At 47.6% G+C, this 16,016-nt stretch carries 14 protein-coding genes and 3 tRNA genes; 5 read left to right on the forward strand and 12 right to left on the reverse strand.

All coding sequences use genetic code 11. From position 1 onward, the window contains the following. Positions 1-312: 312 nt before the first annotated feature. The 4 genes from OCV96_RS18750 to OCV96_RS18765 all read right to left on the reverse strand — a co-directional run bounded on the left by OCV96_RS18750 (position 313) and on the right by OCV96_RS18765 (position 5,392). Positions 313-1,965: an O-antigen ligase family protein gene (locus tag OCV96_RS18750; RefSeq protein ID WP_262595155.1), complete on the reverse strand. Its 1,653-nt coding sequence runs from the start codon at positions 1,963-1,965 to the stop codon at positions 313-315. Positions 1,966-2,040: 75 nt separating this feature from the next. Continuing rightward, positions 2,041-3,123 (reverse strand): AI-2E family transporter, encoded by a 1,083-nt coding sequence (locus OCV96_RS18755; protein ID WP_262595156.1) that lies wholly within the window; start codon positions 3,121-3,123, stop codon positions 2,041-2,043. Positions 3,124-3,169: 46 nt separating this feature from the next. Next, positions 3,170-3,916: an RluA family pseudouridine synthase gene (locus tag OCV96_RS18760; protein WP_262595157.1), complete on the reverse strand. Its 747-nt coding sequence runs from the start codon at positions 3,914-3,916 to the stop codon at positions 3,170-3,172. 27 nt (positions 3,917-3,943) lie between these two features. Then, positions 3,944-5,392 carry an RsmB/NOP family class I SAM-dependent RNA methyltransferase gene (locus OCV96_RS18765; protein ID WP_262595158.1) on the reverse strand — a complete coding sequence of 483 codons (1,449 nt, stop codon included), beginning with the start codon at positions 5,390-5,392 and terminating at the stop codon, positions 3,944-3,946. Positions 5,393-5,580: 188 nt separating this feature from the next. On the opposite strand from OCV96_RS18765, the gene OCV96_RS18770 reads away from it, so the two are divergent. After that, a complete protein-coding gene (locus tag OCV96_RS18770; RefSeq protein WP_262595159.1) occupies positions 5,581-6,753 on the forward strand; it encodes a glycoside hydrolase family 5 protein in 1,173 nt (390 codons plus the stop codon). Positions 6,754-6,768: 15 nt separating this feature from the next. Here OCV96_RS18770 and OCV96_RS18775 read toward each other — a convergent pair whose 3' ends face one another. Continuing rightward, a complete protein-coding gene (locus OCV96_RS18775; protein ID WP_117465343.1) occupies positions 6,769-7,329 on the reverse strand; it encodes a TIGR01440 family protein in 561 nt (186 codons plus the stop codon). Positions 7,330-7,406: 77 nt separating this feature from the next. Further along, a complete protein-coding gene (locus tag OCV96_RS18780; protein WP_262595160.1) occupies positions 7,407-8,558 on the reverse strand; it encodes an SLC13 family permease in 1,152 nt (383 codons plus the stop codon). A gap of 80 nt (positions 8,559-8,638) precedes the next feature. Here OCV96_RS18780 and OCV96_RS18785 point away from each other — a divergent pair, with 80 nt between their 5' ends. The 3 genes from OCV96_RS18785 (at position 8,639) to OCV96_RS18795 (ending at position 12,379) form a co-directional block, all read left to right on the forward strand. Further along, a complete protein-coding gene (locus OCV96_RS18785; RefSeq protein WP_227733933.1) occupies positions 8,639-9,226 on the forward strand; it encodes a manganese efflux pump in 588 nt (195 codons plus the stop codon). A 97-nt stretch (positions 9,227-9,323) separates the two neighbouring features. Next, a complete protein-coding gene (locus tag OCV96_RS18790) occupies positions 9,324-10,787 on the forward strand; it encodes a spore germination protein (RefSeq protein WP_262595161.1) in 1,464 nt (487 codons plus the stop codon). A 74-nt stretch (positions 10,788-10,861) separates the two neighbouring features. Then, entirely contained in the window at positions 10,862-12,379 is a 1,518-nt protein-coding gene (locus OCV96_RS18795; protein ID WP_262595162.1) for a hypothetical protein, read from the forward strand. A gap of 230 nt (positions 12,380-12,609) precedes the next feature. Here the strand turns inward: OCV96_RS18795 and OCV96_RS18800 are convergent. The 3 genes from OCV96_RS18800 to OCV96_RS18810 form a co-directional block, all read right to left on the reverse strand. Continuing rightward, positions 12,610-12,681, reverse strand: a tRNA-Gly gene (locus OCV96_RS18800). Positions 12,682-12,852: 171 nt separating this feature from the next. Further along, the gene (locus OCV96_RS18805; RefSeq protein WP_262595163.1) at positions 12,853-13,524 is read right to left on the reverse strand and encodes a hypothetical protein; all 672 of its coding nucleotides are present in this window, start codon (positions 13,522-13,524) and stop codon (positions 12,853-12,855) included. A gap of 65 nt (positions 13,525-13,589) precedes the next feature. After that, on the reverse strand, positions 13,590-14,033 hold the full coding sequence (locus OCV96_RS18810; protein WP_262595164.1) for a hypothetical protein: 444 nt from the start codon (positions 14,031-14,033) through the stop codon (positions 13,590-13,592). Between the two features lie 88 nt (positions 14,034-14,121). On the opposite strand from OCV96_RS18810, the gene OCV96_RS18815 reads away from it, so the two are divergent. Further along, the gene (locus OCV96_RS18815) at positions 14,122-14,922 is read left to right on the forward strand and encodes a hypothetical protein (protein ID WP_262595165.1); all 801 of its coding nucleotides are present in this window, start codon (positions 14,122-14,124) and stop codon (positions 14,920-14,922) included. A 226-nt stretch (positions 14,923-15,148) separates the two neighbouring features. On the opposite strand, the gene OCV96_RS18820 is transcribed toward OCV96_RS18815, so the two are convergent. From OCV96_RS18820 to OCV96_RS18830, 3 genes are all read right to left on the reverse strand, one after another. Then, positions 15,149-15,219: transfer RNA gene (locus tag OCV96_RS18820), tRNA-Gly, on the reverse strand. A 53-nt stretch (positions 15,220-15,272) separates the two neighbouring features. Beyond that, positions 15,273-15,345: transfer RNA gene (locus OCV96_RS18825), tRNA-Phe, on the reverse strand. 151 nt (positions 15,346-15,496) lie between these two features. Next, the gene (locus tag OCV96_RS18830; RefSeq protein ID WP_262595166.1) at positions 15,497-15,967 is read right to left on the reverse strand and encodes a DUF3810 domain-containing protein; all 471 of its coding nucleotides are present in this window, start codon (positions 15,965-15,967) and stop codon (positions 15,497-15,499) included. Positions 15,968-16,016 lie beyond the last annotated feature (49 nt).

Here is a 16,016-nt window from a genome sequence, read left to right on the forward strand (position 1 = left end):
TACTTCTTATATGCTTGTAAGTACATAATTTTTGCAGTCATGACACAAGAAAAGCTCCCTCACAGGAAGGAGCTTTGTCTACAGTCTGAGGTTCTCACATTTGTGAGAACCTATTTTTGTTTGTCATGATATATCCAAACTTACGTCCTCTAGCTGGCTCGGACACACCGTTCGGGCGCAGAGGGCTCACGAGGTCCAGTGGACCTCGGCTTTGAGCCGACCGAAGCGGAGCGGAGACCCCACGAGGTCCGGGGAACCTCGGCCTGGACCGACCGAAGCGGAGCGGAGACCTCAAATTCAACTTTCACTAGTTCAATCACGGGCTGAACGCCGCAAATTCTCTCCAATCCCCATAATCACAAACACCGTCGAAATATTCATCACCTGCTGGAAGCTGAACATATTGTTCACCGTATAGGCCAGCACACAGAACCCGCAGGCTCCCACCAGCATCGACTTTTTCCCGGCATGCAGGAAATTACGGATTACTGAGATCATCATTCCCGCATAACTGACCAGCCCCAGCACTCCTATATCCACCAGGATCGTCAGCCATTCATTATGTGCATTAGTGAGGCGGTTTCCATAGAAGAAATCATACACCATATTTTGCAGCTCCGGGCTGGCCTCATTCGACAGGAACGCATACATGCAATCCGGCCCTACGCCGAAAATCTTATGTAACAGATCTGCTTCCCAGAAGCAGCTGGCTCCCGCCGACCAGGTGGCTCCCCTGTTGCTGCCCCAGGCCGCGCTGAACATCAGCCAGTTGCTGCCCCCGTCACCTGCCGTCTCCGTCAGAAAGGACGTCAGTTTTCCGCCCAACAGCGTATTCGCCAGGATAAACGCTAATAATGCCACGCTCACAACCGGCAGTGCTACGCACAATATCCGATAGATGCCCCAAAAAAGGTTCCCACGGTAATGATTTCTGTTATTGCTGGTATGTACCAGCCACAGTACCACTACTGACACGATCGTCATAATCACACTCATTGCGGAAAACGTCAGGATATCCGTCACTTTTTCCATCGGCAGTTCCTGCGAAAGCACATTGCAGCTCCGCAGAATATATGTGATCAGACATGCCACCGATAACAATGTCATTTCCTGCCAGAAGCATTCCATTTTTCCGCCATCTTTCACAGACATGCCAAACAATACAAACAGCATTACGGCTAAAGTTACAACACCACTGCTGCTGCCCTGGGTTACCAGAGAAGCAAAACCAATCGTCACATACCCCATCAGCAACGCTCTCTTCCAAGTGATCTCCGATCCCATCCACCATAACAGATAAACTCCACCGAACAGCACCGTCACCAGATAACCGCAATACCAGTTAATATTTCCCACGGTAGAAATAAAGGAGGAATTGATGATCTCCTTATCTACAAGGCACAGCCCGAATTTATTCATATATCCGAGGAAAAAAACAATGGTCGACACCGGCAATGTCAGGATCACGATCCAGCCGTTTCTCTGCCACATCCGTGAGATCATAAAATATACAATGACCGCTCCCAGCTGGGTCCACATCCCCATCCGCCAGGATGCCGTCCCCCACAGTGCCTCCTCCCGATACCGGGTAAACACATAGGACATTACCACGGCAATCCCGTATAGAGCAGCAAATTTATCCGTGGTGTTCAAAGCCTGCCAGATTCTTTTCGGAATAGTCCGAAATTCCGGAAGCTCCTGTTTCTGCTTTGCCACAATGAGGCGAAGGATCAGCCACAACACAAATACCGGAAGCAGACATTTCCCCACATAAGTCATAGTCTTAATAAAAAAATTCTCCTTGTCTGTTCCGATCTGGGCATAGCCCCTGTTGTACAACGGCAGTACAGCCAATATCACAAACAGATACACGCTGATCACGATATCACACAGGAACCGGCTGAAATTGCATAGCGTTTCTGCCACCGATTCCACAGAATTTTTCCCTTTTGTTTTTTTTGCCATAGGTCCGTCTCTCCTAAGCTTCCTTTGTCTAATACTTTTATGATAGCTTTCGACACTTCTTTCGTCAATCTTTTCTCATTCCTGTTGTTCCTGCTCCCTCTGGCGGTCATACATGCGGGCCAGGCTGTGATAAGTCTCATAGATGAGCACAAATCCCAATGGCCCCTTGATAATCCCCCAGACGCCAAACAGCCGGATTCCGGCATACAACGACACCAGCACTGCTATGGGGGATACCCCTATTTTTCTGCCGATGAGACGAGGCTCCATGACCTCCCGCAGAAAAATGCAGACCACATACAATACACCACAGACCAGTGCCCGGCCCCAGTTGCCATCCAGGATCTGAAACATGCCCAGCGGAACCAGTACCACTCCCGTTCCGATAAAAGGCAGCGCATCTAAAATCCCCGCCAGGATCCCCCACAAAATACCATGTTTTATTCCGGCGATTCCCAATGTTGCCGCGGCTGTCATGGCAATCGTGGTCATAATGATCCCCTGGGCCTTTACAAAAGTGGCAATATAACGGACGATCCCGCAGATCACCTCCAGAAGTACATGACAGGCCTCCTGATCCAGCAGACGGTTCATAATACCGTCATAGTCTTTCGCCAGCAGCACCGAAGCGATCAAAAACGTCACCAGAAATCCTCCCAGCTCCGCGAACCACTGCACATACTGCATAGACTGGGAAAGCATTCCCGGCAGAATATTTTCTTCCAGTGAATCCAGCCCCTCCTGTAGTCTGCCACTGACCGTATTTTCCAGATACGCAGTCTCCACACCAATAATCTCTCCCACGCTGCGACACAGCCCCCGGACGGCTTCCAGCCACTCCTGCTCCCGCAGTTCCAGATTGCCGATCCATACCGGCAGGCTGCCTAGCATCCAGGACACCAGAATCCAGAGTAACCCCACCAGCAACACTGTTGCCACGATGAGAAGCACTATGGCACTGAGGGGTCTGGGAAAATGTAGACGCTGATTCATCCGCTTCATCATTGGCCCAAAAATTGTGACAAACAGCATGGCCAACAGTACCGGTGCCGACAGAGGTGTCAGATATTGCAGAAAAAAATAGACTGCTCCCGTTACCAGAAGCAGTACTATCATCTTTTTTCCTATTATTTTTTTGCCAAATTCTCCCCAATCCATGCCGCACACTTCCTTTTTGGGATTAGTGTGTGCCGGACAGGCTTTTTTATCCTTCGAAAATATCCTCCGAAGGAATTTTTGTAAATTTTTCAAATGCAGGATTCTGCGGTTTCACCCGGAATGACATCTTTTTGCCGTTGCCGGGATGGGTAAAATCCAGAGAATATGCGCAAAGTGCCACGCCGCGATATGCCGGACTCCCTGCCGTTCCGGCGACTGTAGTGTTCCCGTATTTGGTATCTCCCAACAACGGCCATCCCGCATGGGCAAACTGCACACGGATCTGGTGGAACCGTCCGGTCTCAATGCAGACATCTGCCAGTGCCAGCGGCATAGGCTGATTAATTTTCTCCAAAATGCTATAATGCAGTTTTGCGATCTTTGCGTCCGGAAAATTCATCTCTCTGCCGGTGACTGCCACTGCCACGCTGCCCTCTTTCCGTAGATAATCCACAAGCTCCCCTTCCGAAGCATCAGGATATCCACAGAGTACCGCATAATACTGTTTATTCAATGTGCCCGCCGACAATTGTTTCGTCAGAACTGCTGCCGACTTTTTCTCTTTGGCGAATACCAGCACACCCTCCACCGGCTGATCCAGTCTGTGGACTATGCCCAGATATGGCTCTCCTTTTCCCGGTCCCAGCCTCCCTGTGTCGGGAAGCTTTGCAAGATGGGATTTCAACTCGCTGACCACATCCGGTTGTCCGATCCCGGCGGACTGTACCGCCAGTCCTGCCGGTTTGCGGATGACCATGATGATCTTGTCTTCGTATAATATTTCTGTTCTCATATAAACTGTCCTTATTGTCGTGATCCGTTATCCCTTCCGCAGCCCCTTGGGATAATGGTTCTTCATGATGCCTCCGGCCAGTTTTCCCCAGCCCAGGCTGATGCCGTCCACGCAGATCAGATACCAGCCCTTCTCGCCTTCCGCGGAAAAAGTCTGTCCCTTCAGATAAGCAGCCGCTTCCTCCACGGACAGATTCCATACATGCTTCACATCCTTCGGGCACAGCGCCAGTGCCAGCGCATGAGCCGGTTCGAAACGATTCTTTTTCAAGGTTCCCAGGTGCAGTCCCGGACGCAGCACTTTCAGCCCCTTGACCCCTGGCATTCTCTCCGGCATACGGTACAGATTATCACCGAACGCCAGAAATCCTTCTCCCGCCGTACACAATCCCGCTTCCCACATCAGCTTCTCCGAAAAAGTCTCTTTTGCAAAAGCAAAATATTCCGCCCAGTCCTTCGCAAGGTTCTTTGCGGGGATTCCTTTTTCTGTTCCCGTTGCGCACACCGGCTGATACCCCTCCGGAAGCTTTCCCTTCTTCTGCAATACCGCGGCGTAATGACCTTCTCCCTTCAGCTTATGAGGCCACAGGCGCAAGGTACCTTCGATTCCCGGCGCGGGATTCTCCACGCAACCCGGAATGCCGTCACAGCCCTCCGGGATCCCCAGTGCTTTTTTATCAATGGGAACGATCTCGAATTCCTCATGCTTTGCCAGAAAACGGCTGATGCTGCCTTCATTCTCCGCAGGTGCAAACGTACAGGTAGAATACACCAGTCGGCCGCCGGGTACCAGCATCCGCGCAGCGCATTCCAGAATGCCGTCCTGCCTGTCCGCACAGAGCTGTACATTTTCCGGGCTCCACTCTTCACAGGCTGCCTCATTTTTGCGGAACATTCCTTCTCCGGAACAGGGGGCATCCACCAGAATCCGGTCAAAGTATTCTTCAAAAATATCTGCCAGATGCTCCAGTGTCTCGTTCAGCACGCAGGCATTGCGGATTCCCATACGCTCCACATTCTCCGACAGAATCTTCGCCCTGGCGGGATGGATCTCGTTCGTCACGAGCAATCCTTCTCCCTCCATAGCCGATGCAATCTGGGTGCTTTTTCCGCCGGGTGCCGCACACAGATCCAGAATCCGCTCTCCGGGCTGTGGTGACAGTAGTGTCACCGGTGCCATGGCACTGGGCTCCTGGATATAATACAGGCCCGCTTCATGCCAGGGATGCTTTCCGGGCTGGTCCTCTTTTGTGTAGTAATAGCCGTTGTCCGCCCAGGGAACCGGATGCAAACGAAAGGTCTGCTGTATTTTTTCTTCTATGACAGTACTGTCATCTGTCCGTCCGGACTCCGTCCGCAGTTTTAGGGGATTCAGACGCAGTGCCTGATATTTTTCATGGTCAAAACTTACCAGGAACTCCTCGTATTCCGATCCCAAAAGTCCCTGCATTCTCTCTAAAAACACCTGTGGAAGCATGGATTTCCTCCATTTCTATAATCTGTTCCCATTAACTGTATCACAGCTCCTATTCGGGGGCAATCATTTCTTGCCAACCGTAACCCGGGCAACTATAATATTTCCTGTAAGTGTTTGTATTGTTGTAGTTCTGAAAGAGTAACCCATTGTTTATATTTTTATTATTTTCATTAAGAAAAGAGGTTCCTATGTCTATCTTCAAAAAAACACTGAGCTGTGCCGTTCTGGCGGCTCTGAGTACCTGTGCACTGGCCGGCTGTGGCAAACAGGATGCAGCCAATGAAACCGCAGCGACCTCCTCTGAGGCACCTTCCGCTGCCATCACCGAGACCATCTCCGAAAGCACAACCGCTCCCGAACAGACATCCGTCCCCGAAACAGTCGAAGCCCAGCCTGCGGAAACTGAACCCCCATCTTCCGAAGCACTCTCCGTGGATGCCTCCACGCCCTATGGGCAGCATGGCGCTCTCCATGTAGAAAACGGTAAGCTGACAGACGAAAACGGCAACACTGTCCAGCTCTACGGTATGTCCACCCACGGTATTGCCTGGTTCCCTCAGTATATCAATTATGATTCCTTCCGTACCCTGCGGGACGACTGGAATACTAACTGTATCCGCCTCGCCATGTATACAGCGGAATACGGCGGTTATTGTGCCGGCGGTGATAAAGAACAGCTGAAACAGCTGGTAAAAGATGGCGTATCCTACGCTACGGAGCTGGGAATGTATGTGATCGTGGACTGGCATATTTTAAGTGACTGTGATCCGAACCAGAACAAAGATGAGGCAATCGCCTTTTTCCGGGAAATGGCGGAAGTTTTTGCCGACAACGACAATGTGCTCTATGAGATCTGCAATGAACCCAACGGCGGTACTTCCTGGGACAGCATCAAGTCTTACGCAGAAGAAGTCATCCCGGTGATCCGGGTGCAGAAGCCGGATGCCGTAATTCTCGTGGGAACACCAACCTGGAGTCAGGAGATCGACAAGGCTGCCGCTTCTCCGCTGGATGACAGCAATGTAATGTATACGCTGCATTTCTACGCAGGCACCCATAAAGACGACCTGCGGAACCGCTTAGAGACCTGTGTTCAGAACGGGCTTCCGGTATTTGTCAGCGAATTTGGCATGTGCGATGCCTCCGGCAATGGTGCCAACGATTTTGATTCCACGACCAAGTGGCTGGATCTGCTGAACAAATATCAGATCAGCTTCTGCTGCTGGAATCTCGCCAACAAAGACGAAAGCAGCAGCGTCTTCAAGGCTTCCAGCACGGCACTTTCCGACTGGACCGACGATGATTTCAATGAATCCGGACGCTGGATCCGTGACTACTTCCGCGGAATGCCACAGAAATAGCCACATATCATTTCTTTACAATAATTCTTCGTCATAAACCGCTCTGCCGCCACCAATGAATTTCGGTCTGGTGCGGGCGCATACCACATGGGCGTCTCCGATCTGTCCGGACCGGAGGCGCACCGGTACTGCCACATCTCTCAGATGCATTCCGATCAGCGTATCCCCGATATCCATTCCTGCTGCCGCCTGAATATGTTCCACAGCCACCGGATGCTCGAAGGCTTTATACGCCGCCGTCGCAAAAGATCCGCCTGCCTTAGGCTGAGGTACCACATTTACCATGGGATAACCATATTTTACCGCAGCCTCTTTTTCCAGAATCAGTGCGCGGTTCAGATGCTCACAACACTGCGCAGCCAGATATACCCCGGCTTCCTGCGTGGCCTGGTAAATACCGCCGAAGACCATCTCCGCCAGCTCCGGGCTGGAATAGGTACCGATAGTAGCACCTCCCACCTCACTGGTAGAACAGCCTACCACAAACAGCTCTCCCTGCTCCAGCCTCGCCTTTTCCAAGATCTCCTTGGCCGCCAGATAAGCCTCTTCTGCAATGATTGTCATATCTTCTGTCATGACGAATACCTCCCAGATTATTTTTTAGTTATTGCCATCTTTTCTGCCTTTCCCGGCAGACAGACTGCTTTCTATAGTTACAGCAGACAGTTTTCCAATACCAATATCATTAAAAAAACGATATTTGCTATGGTAAACCATCCAAAATACTTCTTTTTCTCTCCCGGAATCTGTCTGGCCACCTGTTTATAAGAGATCAGACTGGCCATGGATGCGATCAGCGTCCCCAACCCTCCCAGATTCGTACCGATGATCAATGCCGTTATATTTTCCGTAAATCCGGATAACAGCAGGGCCGCCGGAACATTACTGATCACCTGACTGGCAATCACGGCTGTCATCACTTCTCTACCTCCGATGATCTTCTGCAGGAAATCACAGAAAGCAGGCATTCTTCCCATATTTCCTATAAAAATAAAGAAGCCCACAAACGTCAGCAAAAGCGAATAATCCACTTTTATAAGAGTACCACGATCTAAAAGGAGAACCGCCAATGCCACAGTTCCCAATGTCACCGGATAAGGAATCATATGAGCCACAGTCAGCAGACACAACACAAATAACAGCAAATATGCCGGAAGTAAATATTTCTTTTGTTCCAGCTTCTCATCTTCTGTCAGCAAAACTTCTGCTCCCCGGACTTCGATTCCGCTTCGTTTTGCCACAATTACCACACAGATCATCAGTAAAAGCAGTGACACCAGAGAATAAGGCAGCATCAAAAGTATAAATGTTCCAGCGGACATCTGTGTTTTCCCATATAAATACAGATTCTGCGGATTTCCGATCGGCGTCAGCATACTTCCCAGATTGGCAGCTATCGTCTGCAGAACGATCACAGGTACTGCCAGTTTTTTCACAGCTTCTTCGCCTGTCAGCTGCAGCACAATGAAGGTAAACGGTACAAACGTTATCAATGACACATCATTGGTGATGATCATACTGAAAAAGAAACACAAAAGTACCAATACCTCTGCCAACTGTATGGTATTCTGTGTATGCCGCAACAGCGTTTTTGCAATATTACGGAAAACACCCAGTTTCTGCAAGCCTGCCATCACCGTCATCAGGCAGAAAAGGATCGAAAGTGTGCGGAAATCAATATATCCTACATATTCTCTGTCCGGCGGAATCATCACCGCGGACACTATTGCCAGCAGGATCGCTACGGTCAGAACCGTCTCTCTTTTTAGGAATTCACTCAGTTTTCTCTTTACTTCCATACTCATTTGTTCCTTTGCCCCACAACCTCACAAAATAATTTCAGGGGAATATAGTAAAATTAAGAATATTTTCTACGGAGCATGTTATGTCTATTCTGCCCCCTCTGCTCTTCGGCATCTCAGCCAGTCTGGATGCCCTTCTGGTAGGTATGGCTCTGGGCCTCCAGAAAATCCCTCTGCCTGCCAGACATAATCTGCTGATCAGCACAGTCACCCTGATCGGGACTGTGATCTCTATAGGTCTTGGCAACCTGTTGTTACCCTTGTTTCCCATCGGCATCGGTACCCGGATCGGAAGCAGTGTACTGATCCTTTTCGGTCTTTACTACGTGGGAAAATGGCTGCTTTCCAGATGGCGCTGCAATTTTTCCCCGGATAATAATCTGTGCCAGAAAAAGAAAAAATTTGCCGGGCACCGGGAATTATCCCTGTCGCAGATACTGGCGCTGGGCTGTGCCCTTTCCATGAACAATATCGGCATCGGTTTCTCTGCCAGTATTACGGGACTTCCTTTCCTTCCGGCATCGGTGTCCACCTTTTTCTGCTCCTTCGGATTTCTGGCTTTCGGAAGCCGTCTGGGCAGGTCTGCTTTCCTGCAGCAGATCGGGGAATATACGGATCCCGTCTCAGGTTTATTGTTGATCCTGCTGGGGTTGTGTCAATTATACCACTGATCCGTATAGTTCCGAAAAACCTGGGGAATCTATCTGAATAATAATACCATATACCTGTTTGGCAGTCTATGCAAGTGATCAGAAAGGATTTCCCACTATGGTACAACGCTCCTTATCCACAAATCTATCCAAAAATACAGCACTTTTCCACGCTCTGCTGCCACTGGATGACAGTTTTGACCTGATCACCCGTGACCTGAAGCTGGGAAATACGCCGGCTTACTGGATCGGTGTCAATGGTTTTTGTAAGACGGAGATCCTTCAACAAATTTTTTCCGACTTGCAGGACCCCCTCTATACACTGGATTCCGAAATCCGGGATCTTCCTCGCTATGTGCAGAGCAAACTGGGGTATGCCCAGGTGTCACTGACTTCCTCTATAGATACGATTCTGCAAAATATTCTCAGTGGCCCCTCTGTCCTTCTGGTAGAAGGGTTTGCACAGGCCGTGATCATCGATGTCCGTACCTATCCTGTCCGCAGCATTTCCGAACCTGACACCGAACGGATCACCCGGGGTGCCCGGGACGGTTTTGTGGAGACGCTGTTGTTCAATACCAATCTGATCCGCCGGAGGGTGCGTTCTCCGAAACTGACATTCTCTATCTGTTCTCTGGGTGCAGAAAGCCGCACGGATGTAGCTATCGCCTATCTGGCGGATCAGGTCAATGAGGAATTATTAGATACCTTAAAGAAAAAGCTTTCCCAATTACAGATCACTTCCCTGACCATGGGCAGCAAAAGTCTGGAAGAACTCCTGATCAAAAAACGCTGGTGGAATCCTCTGCCCAGTATCCAGCTGACGGAACGGCCCGATGTGGCCTGCAGCTATCTGTGCGAAGGGCATATTCTGCTCATCGTGGACAACTCCCCTGCCGTTCTGCTGCTTCCCGGTACGATCTTCCAGTTTACCCAGAGTCCGGAGGACTATTACAACAATCCTCTGACCGGAACTTATTTCCGCATGATACGCTTCCTGTGCATTCCGGTCAGTCTCCTACTCCTTCCGGTATTTTTACTTCTCTCCGCCTACTATCCCGAGATTACTGCCTCGCTGCAGCTTACCCCCGTCAGTGACCTGTCCCCTTTCCGGCTCTTCTTCTATGTGCTGGCGGTAGAGTTCCTGCTGGATCTTTTCAAGTATTCAGCGGCACTCAGCTCCAGCCGCGTCTCCGGTGCTCTGTCCATTGTCGGCGGACTATTAATCGGTGACATTGCTGTCAGTCTTAACTGGGCCTCCACGGAAGTCCTCTTCTATGCTGCCGTCACCATGCTGGCGAATCTGTCCCTCTCCAGTATCGAATTTGCTGATGCTCTGCGGATCTACCGTATTCTTTTGGTCGTCACAACAGGGCTCTGGGGATTGCCGGGATTCCTTATCGGTCTGACACTGGTGACAGTCTCTATTTTGACTACCCCGACCTTCGCGGGCTTCAGCTACTTCTGGCCCCTCTTTCCTTTTAACGGCCCGGCTCTCCGAAGCCTCCTGTTCCGCCGCCCCACCTACAAAGCCCAGCCCAGTAAAGTCTGGTCCCGCGGACATGTGCACCACACAAAATAAACGTTATAGCGTTATTTCCCATTCTGTGGTACAATACCATTAACCCATGAAAAAAATAACAGATGGGAGTATTTATGAAAAAAACAACTATTTTAACCTTGATAACCGTATGTATTTTATCTTTTGCTTCCTGTGGCAAGCAGGAAACCACATCCGGCAATGAATCCATCACTGCTACTGTTGAATCCGAACAGGCAGAAACCACAGTGCCGGAGGAAACAGAAACAGAAGAATCAAAAACGGTGTCACTCCCCTGGATTCCACTCTCAAGTTTAGAAACACATCCGGAGTTAAGAGCAGCCTTTGAGGAATATGTAGAAGTAACAGGAACCACAGGCAACAAAGAGGGTAACTTATACACGAATCCATTAACAACACGGCCAGACCAGAATATCACGTTACTTTTAGCAATAAAAAATCAATATTTTCGAGGCTATATGATGGTAGTGTCATCTGTTTTAGAGCTTGGTGAAATGGCAATAGAATATTATGCAGATATAGATGCAGATTATGCGAATGCTCCCTATGCAACGATCAATGCCTACTTTGAATTGCTTCCAGACCAAGAAGAAAGACAGTTTGATGGAGATGTCCCCCTTTCAAGAGCACAGGCAATGACGTTAATAATGAGAGCAATGACTCAGGTAAATGAAGCACAGGCACCAGAAACAGACAGTGACTTCACAGCAAAAGTAGGAGAAACACAATATACCAATTTTGCCGCACCAATGGATGAATATGCCTATGTGAATACTTCGACTGGTTTAAATGAAGAGACTTTTACGTCAGCAATGTCAAGAGGAGAGTACATTTATCTGTTAGCAAACTATTATAGCCAAGACTACCAGGCATATATGGATAACAATGGTTTTAAGAATAACACCTATCTTGAAGATGTAGCAATATCAACAGTATCCGATGCAGGAGACATCAGCTTTACAGAAGCAATCTCTGATCCGGGTAAGGGAGTTCCATCTGATATGTATAAAGCATTTGAAATAGCTACTAATATGGAGTTAATTTCAGAATCAGACTTAGAAGATTGGGATGCAGCAATTACAAAAGGTGAAGCGGTCAGATTATTTACGACAATGTCATTCATGTATTATCATGTAGCAGGTGATGGTAGTTTAATGGATGAAATTGCCGAGAACATCATTTATCCTGATGTAAATCCGGAGGATGTAGATCCCAAGGCAACCAACATAGATGGAGACATCGCCTTTGCCCTTGGAAAACAAGAATTTAATGAAGTGACAGAAGAATATGGTGGTTATGAACCGTGGACGGGATATGCACAATCTCAAGGAGCAGATGGAACTATAGGTTGGTGCTGGGTTTACGACACTGGCAAAGGAGCAGGTTCCGAAGAAAGCTATGCCGTTTACATGAAAGAAGGCTCCCCACGATATGGAGAAGTTTTCCACGTAGGAGATTACTTACCTGATGGTTCCCTATTCACAGGAGCCAACCATCAGGAATATCGTATCGCTGAAAACAGGATATTATTAAGAATGTATGAAAATGGTGAATTGGGTGGAACAATAGTAACAGAAGATGAAAATGGCATGTTACATATCATAGTAGAATAGAAAATAGAATGGGAAAGTCACCAGTGGCTTTCCCATTCATCATTTTAGAAAAATACAAACCCCGATATATTATGTCACCCACTGTACGATCAGACACAGGTATTGCGAAACACAGAATTTATTAGAAAGAAGTGCTGACCGGAGCGGAGCGTAGACATCGAACTTTCGAGCCCTGGCAGGGCTCAAAAAAAAGAACGATACCGATTTGGTATCGTTCTTTTTTTCATGAGAGCGCGAGACGGGGATCGAACCCGCGACCCCCTCCTTGGCAAGGAGGTGCTCCACCGCTGAGCCACTCGCGCATAATGTACAGGTCAAAACCTGTATCTTGAAGGTATGAAATTAATTGTGTTGACATTCATCCGCAATCTGATGAATGTCTGCTGTGTGTCTCACAGCAAAGACTATATTACATGATGAATGCCAAACTGTCAAGAAAATTTTTGAAATTTTACGAAAAATTCCACCACATCCTATTTATCCGTAGTAAGATGGCTGTATTCTCCCTTTCGATTATAGGAATCTGTCAGGTAGCTTTCATCCGTAAGAATGCATTCGATCTCCTGATCGTCCTCTTTGTACTGGCTTCTCTTCCGCAGATCCTCTTTAGTATGCTGTTGCTTTGTCTGCAGGAAATCTCCGCTATGGGATCCCAGGAATCGTCCCGGCAGTCGGTCCATCAGTTTTCTGGCTACCTTCTGTACCTGATAACGCACTTTCTGCAACGGTGTTGTCGGCACAGCCTCTCGTGTCTCTATCGGCTGGAAATAGGTATGCGTCGCCGCCGTCTCCACCGCCGCCCTGTTCAACGTAGTCTTCACGCCCACAGAATTTCCCGTAACAAGCGTCTCCTGACCCGCGATATGATTACCGCTGCCATCCTTCTGCGAACTTATCGCATCATTGGATTCTTTGCTGTCTCCCCAGATCTTCTGTAAGAGCTGTTTTCCACTATTCCCAATATTCTGTACCCAGGACAACAGGTTTCCCTTAGAATTCTCCTGCAAGGCTTCTGTAGCCGTCTGCGCGGCTCCGGACTTAGCCCCCATACTGCCCGTATCCGTATTTGCCCCATGTTCATGAAGACATGATGTTACCTGATGAGAATATGTGTCATGTCCGCTTCCGACCCCACCGACCTGCATAAGCGCCTCCGTTCCTGTTTTCCGGTTGATCTGTTCTACTATGTATATCGGAAGTATTCCTCCTTTTAAACAGTCGCTTTTTTCCCGCCGGTACTTATTTTCTTAAAATACACCACCAGCACTGTCACATTAAGGATCGTAAATATTGAAAACAGCGTTATTCCAAAGATTTCTCCCTGCCTCGCCATTTTCAGGGAAGAATACCACTCCGGATCCCCCATGGCTGTGTCTCCCACCTGAGCATTTACAGAGTTTGCATTGCGATAGATCATAATCACATCACCGATCTCATATCCATCACCCACAATTTTGTAATATTCTTCGCCATCCGTTCCTGTCATATAGGAACTTTCTCCACTGTCCCCTGTCTGTATCGTATAACTGTCAATGATCGTGACCTCTTTTTCCTCTATCACTTCGTTTGCTTTCGCATACAGGTTCTGCCACAAGCCAAATAAATTAACTACCAGTAATTGAAATAACACAATGACTGCCACTATTCTCTTCACAATGTCCCCCCCTTTTTTATTATAACAATCGTAACATAATTTACGCTAGAAAAAAATAGAGAATATATGCGAAGACTATTGCTCATTATTGAATTGCGCAAATACAACCTTACAGGTAACTGTACCGGCTCGTTATGAATTACCTTATATTGTAAATGGAATTGATATCCGTTCCGGAGATACGGACGGTGATGAAATAAATGACGTTCACCAAAATACCTGGTATGCGGGTCAGACATGGACGGCCAGTAATGGCGTAACAATTCGTATTGCCGATGGTTTTAAAATTGTTCCGGGGCAGGGAAATATTTATTCCATTTTCTATGATAGAACAGAAAATTGTGAACCGGGAAGTGACTGGGATAAAGCATGTAATGAATATATGGGCGTGTCTAGTACAAACGAAGTAAGTGCTTCTGATTTACCTGCTGTAGCAACTGTGTCATCGAAGCAAACAACATTTGATGATTCTAATTCATCCTTTGTAGCATATAAACAAGCATTTGACCCATTATGGGCATATCAAAATACGGGGAGTGCCAGTGCATTATCATGTCTACAACCTTACGACAGAAATCAGGACGGTGTCGTTGATGGTATTGGTTTATTAGATACATCCGGAGTTGCTGCCTATATGTGGACAATGGACTATGATGCTGCAAATGGTTATTGGAAATTAACATTGAAGGGTAATTCTACAGAACTTATATGGAACTCAATTCTTAATAGCCTTAGAATGATTACTCCTGATGCAGATGCTGTATATAATGAAATCTATTATTCATATTATAATGGTGATGATTCCTTAGTAGTAAATTATAATAACTGGGTTGATGTAGGAAGTACTCAAGTAAAAGCAACTGATAACGGACACATTTTAATCAAATAGATATAAAATATAAATTGAGACTCCCTAAAAACTTAGACTTTTACGAGACGACTTCGGTCGTCTCGTTCTTCTTTTCCCCTATGAGAGTATGCGTTCATCTGGTAATCCCCTCTCTAAACCATCCATTACATTCCCGAAAAAACTTTGGTATCATCTGGTATCCAACCCGATAATACAAAAACAGCGAGAAGCCATAATAAATCAAGGCTTCCCGCTAAAAAAAGAGAGCGGGTGATGGGAATCGAACCCACGTATCCAGCTTGGAAGGCTGGTGTTCTACCATTGAACTACACCCGCATGTTTATATATGAAGCAGGGCGGCCATTTTAAGAAATGGTGTCCTGCGAAAATGCCCAGAACCGGAATCGAACCAGTGACACGAGGATTTTCAGTCCTCTGCTCTACCAACTGAGCTATCTGGGCCCGCGACTTAATCCTACTTGCAATCTTGTTTCATGACTGCTCTGCGTCACAACAATCGTAGTCTACACAAATTTCGTCCAAATGTCAAGTACCTTATCAAAAAAATTTTAAATTTTTGCAATTATTCCTCTATCTCCTACAAATGATACGGTTAAAACTCCTCTTTTTCCCCGTACCATTGCAGTAAAAGCTCCACCACCCGGTTGTAGCTGATCATGCCATCCGAAACACCATTCAATTTCAGTGAAGCATTGGTCAGGGTATCTGAAACACTGTCCACCGTCTCCGTATTCACCACAGCTTTTCCGTTGATTCTCTCCCATTGCTCTTCTGTGACAAAGATATTGTCCTCCTGCACCTGCTGTAATACCTGTAACGGATGTACCGCCTCTCTGGCCGCCGCATAGCTGTCCGGATCCGCCAGTCTCGTCTTATACAGATCGTTTGCCACATAATTCAGCACACTTAAGTAACCCGCATATTGAAAAGTACTGTCATCCGACTCTACGCAGGCCAGAAATGCAATAAAATTCGCCTCATCCTCATAGATATACCCCCGGATGTGAGCCAGTTCATGGCTAATTAAAGGGAAGGTGAATTGGAAAATTAAATTCCAGTCCATTCACCCAAAAACTGGAACTTAGTATTGCAAAATATATCCTAGAAGTTAG

This window comes from Waltera acetigignens (genome assembly GCF_025567015.1).
Classification (GTDB): Bacteria; Bacillota; Clostridia; order Lachnospirales; family Lachnospiraceae; genus Acetatifactor; species Acetatifactor acetigignens.